The sequence below is a fragment of the Fervidobacterium sp. genome, assembly GCA_026419195.1.
In the GTDB taxonomy this organism is placed as follows: Bacteria; Thermotogota; Thermotogae; order Thermotogales; family Fervidobacteriaceae; genus Fervidobacterium.
In genome coordinates this window covers 289-629 of sequence record JANZZV010000099.1, presented here as the reverse complement: position 1 = coordinate 629, position 341 = coordinate 289, and the positions used below count along the sequence as shown (strand labels likewise).

The 341-nt window shown below is 41.1% G+C and carries 1 pseudogene (running past one end of the window); it reads right to left on the bottom strand.

Features of this window, described 5'->3' with window-relative positions:
- Positions 1 to 341 (bottom strand): annotated as a pseudogene (locus N2Z58_09470) (FHIPEP family type III secretion protein); it runs 288 nt beyond the window's last position.

Below are 341 nucleotides of genomic sequence, written 5' to 3'. Positions count from 1 at the left end.
CAGTTGAGGTAATGAGAGCAGGAATTTGTGCAGCAAGCCCATCACCAATAGTCAAAATCACATAAGTTTGAACAGCATCAGAAATAGGCATTCCCTTCTGGAGAACTCCAATCAGTATACCTCCAATAATGTTTATAATCATTATTATTATGGCTGCTATTGCATCTCCTCTTATGAATTTGCTTGCACCATCCATTGCTCCATAAAAATCTGCTTCTCTGCTAATTTCCTCTCTCCTACGCCTTGCTTCCTTTTCATCAATAAGTCCTGCATTAAGGTCTGCATCTATACTCATCTGCTTTCCAGGCATGCTGTCTCTTATACACATCTCCGAGCCCACG